Below are 3,017 nucleotides of genomic sequence, written 5' to 3' on the forward strand. Positions count from 1 at the left end.
AAAGACTGCGTACATGGAGAATTAAAACAAGAATTACCCTCGAAAAGCCTATTTTTCCACTAAGTATTTATGCTCATTGCAAAGGTGAGATGCTCCCCATTCCCCCACTTCCCCATTCCCCCACACCCCTGGCTGATAACTGATGACTATTCATTGATAACTGATGCCAGGGCCTGACGGGCAATTTTTGTGACGTAGAGGGTGACGGCAACGGTAGCGATAAAACCGATCAGGCGAATAGTCCATTGTAAAACTGGGTTAGTAGCTGGTGTTGAGGTGCCGATAGTGGCAAGATTACCCGCTAAAGAGCCAATATAAACATACATTATCGTCCCCGGAATCATGCCCGCGGAACCTAGTAGATAATCTTTCAGGGAAACCCCGGTGACACCATAGGCATAATTGAGCAGATTAAAGGGAAATACGGGAGATAAACGGGTTAAAAGCACTATTTTTAAGCCTTCTCTCCCCACAGCTTCATCGATAGCTTGAAATTTACTATTACCTTGAATTTTTTCCGCCACCCAACCCCTAGCCAGATAACGTCCCACCAGAAAAGCGACAGTAGCGCCGATAGTTGCCCCGATAAAGACGTAAAAAGAGCCTAAAACCAGGCCAAAAACCACACCAGCCCCTAAAGTCAGGATTGAACCTGGAAAAAAGGCCACAGTAGCTAGAATATAGATAATTATAAACGCGATCGCTCCCACAGACCCCAAACTATCCACCCAAGTTAAGGCATTGAAAAGAATAGTTTGAGGATTAAAACCGGTGGAGGCACTGGATTCGAGGGCAAAAGCGGGGGGAGTAATCAGGAGAAAAGTGCCGCTAAAGGCGATTAGCAGCGGCAAATAACGGCAAATAACCAGCTTTTTCCAGTTGCTGGACTGGGAAATAATCATCACAAGTCCCTAAAAAGAGAATAAAAGAGAGATTAAACTATAAAAGCGAATTAAATAGAACTAGGGGCTATTCTACCGTAGTTATCATTGTTTAGACCAGAAAGCCAATCCTGAAAATTCCCAGAAAATCCCCCTCTCTGGGAGAAGATAGGACAAGCAACAGCCCGGTAAATTTTGCTGTTTACTTGATAAGCTAAGAGGTATCTTAACTGCCTATCCTTAGATTAGCTAAATCTCCCCTAATCCCTTTACTTTTGCCTCTTGCCCCTTGCAAGAGTGCCTCTTGCCTCATCTCAATAAGCAATTTAAATGCGCGGGCAGCTTATTACACCTTGCCGTCTCTGGGGAAAAAATGTCACAATTAGAAATAATTAGCATTCGATATAGCAATTAATCTATGAAAATCCTCCCCAAGGTCAAAGCCCCTACCTTCCTGCAAATGGCACAATGGATCATTAATCCCGTAGCTTTTATGGAAAATGCCGCCCGCAAGCATGGCGATATTTTTAGCACAAAAGTGGGTTTAACTGTAGATAATTTTATCTTTGTCAGTAGTCCTTCGGCCCTACAACAAATTTTAACTAATGACCGTAAACAATTCTCGGCACCGGGGGAAGCCAATCGGATTATTGCCCCGATTATTGGTGATTATTCCGTCGTCATGTTAGACGGAGACATCCACAAAAAACGCCGTCAGCTTTTATTGCCACCTTTTCACGGGGAAAGAATGCGTTTCTACGGCGATTTAATCCGCGATATTACCCTGAGAGTAATGGCAGAATTGCCCCAAAATCAACCTTTTAAGGCCCGTTCAGCGACCACAGCGATTGCTTTACAAGTAATTATGGAGGCAGTTTTTGGAATTAGTCAAGGGGAACGTTATCAAACCCTGAAAAAAACTCTCGCTGAAATGCTCGATATTTTTAACTCTCCGGTGATGGCTTCTTTGTTATTTTTCCCAATTTTGCGGGCTGATTTTGGTGCTTGGAGTCCCTGGGGAAAATACCAGCGTTACCAAGAAAAAATTGATGATATTATCTATACAGAAATTGCCGAAAGAAAAGCTAATCATAACCCCAATCGTACCGATATTTTATCACTACTGATGTCGGCCCGGGATGAAGAAGGCAACCCGATGAGCGATAAGGAATTGCGCGATGAATTAATGACCTTATTATTCGCCGGTCATGAAACCACCGCCACCGCTATGTCTTGGGCGCTCTACTGGACTCATCGCTATCCAGAAATTCAAGCAAAAATTCTGCAAGAAATAGCCACTTTAGGAGATAATCCTAACCCCATTGATATAACTCGATTACCCTATCTTGCGGCAGTTTGTTCGGAAACTTTACGCATTCATCCCGTGGGAATGTTAACTTTTCCGCGAGTAGTGGAAAAACCGGTAGAACTAGATGGTTATCCTTTAGAAAAAGGGACAATTCTTATGGGTTGTATTTATCTAGCTCACCACCGCGAGCAAACTTTCCCCGATTCCCATACTTTTAAACCAGAACGCTTTTTAGAAAAACAATTCACCCCCTATGAATATATGCCTTTTGGTGGTGGGGCGCGTCGTTGTATCGGGGAAGTTTTAGCTATCTACGAGATGAAAATCGCTATCGCCACAATTTTGGCCAATTATCAGTTAACTCTAGTTAATAATACCCCCGAAAAACCCAGCCGTCGCGGTTTAACCCTTGCTCCCTCGCGAGGAGTTCCCATGGTCTTAAAAGGACGACGGGAACCTCTGGTGACTGCCCCCATGCTCGCCGAAATTTCTTAAAAAAACTGACAAACTATTGTACAATCAGAGTTGTGGTATCCCATATCATAACTCTGTTTTTTTGTCAATAAAATCGGGGATAATTATGGTCTTAATTCGTTTAGCTAAATACTGGCAAATTTCCGAAAATGAAGTTACTTCCGAAAGTGTTTATTTTAACCGTCGTCGCTTTTTACAGGGGTTAATCGGGACAGGAATTGCGGGGAGTTCTCTATTATTAACTGCTTGTGGTAAATCCTCCTCCTCGGAAGCTTTAGAAAAAAGTTTGCAATTACCTAAAATTGAAGGGTTCAGCAAGAATCCGCAGTTTTTAACGGTAAATCGCCCCATAG

2 protein-coding genes and 1 pseudogene are annotated in these 3,017 nt (G+C 43.0%); 2 read left to right on the forward strand and 1 reads right to left on the reverse strand.

Translation table 11 applies throughout. From position 1 onward, the window contains the following. Nucleotides 1-146: 146 nt before the first annotated feature. On the reverse strand, nt 147-902 hold the full coding sequence (locus tag PX636_RS03735) for a TVP38/TMEM64 family protein (protein WP_012265441.1): 756 nt from the start codon (nt 900-902) through the stop codon (nt 147-149). Nucleotides 903-1,299: 397 nt separating this feature from the next. On the opposite strand from PX636_RS03735, the gene PX636_RS03740 reads away from it, so the two are divergent. Both PX636_RS03740 and PX636_RS03745 read left to right on the forward strand, forming a co-directional pair. Next, complete coding sequence (locus PX636_RS03740) at nt 1,300-2,685, forward strand: cytochrome P450 (protein WP_288116264.1); 1,386 nt, start codon at nt 1,300-1,302, stop codon at nt 2,683-2,685. Nucleotides 2,686-2,770: 85 nt separating this feature from the next. After that, nucleotides 2,771-3,017: pseudogene (locus PX636_RS03745) on the forward strand (protein-methionine-sulfoxide reductase catalytic subunit MsrP); the annotation flags it as partial.

This window comes from Microcystis sp. M53598_WE2, assembly GCF_030067735.1.
Classification (GTDB): Bacteria; Cyanobacteriota; Cyanobacteriia; order Cyanobacteriales; family Microcystaceae; genus Microcystis; species Microcystis aeruginosa.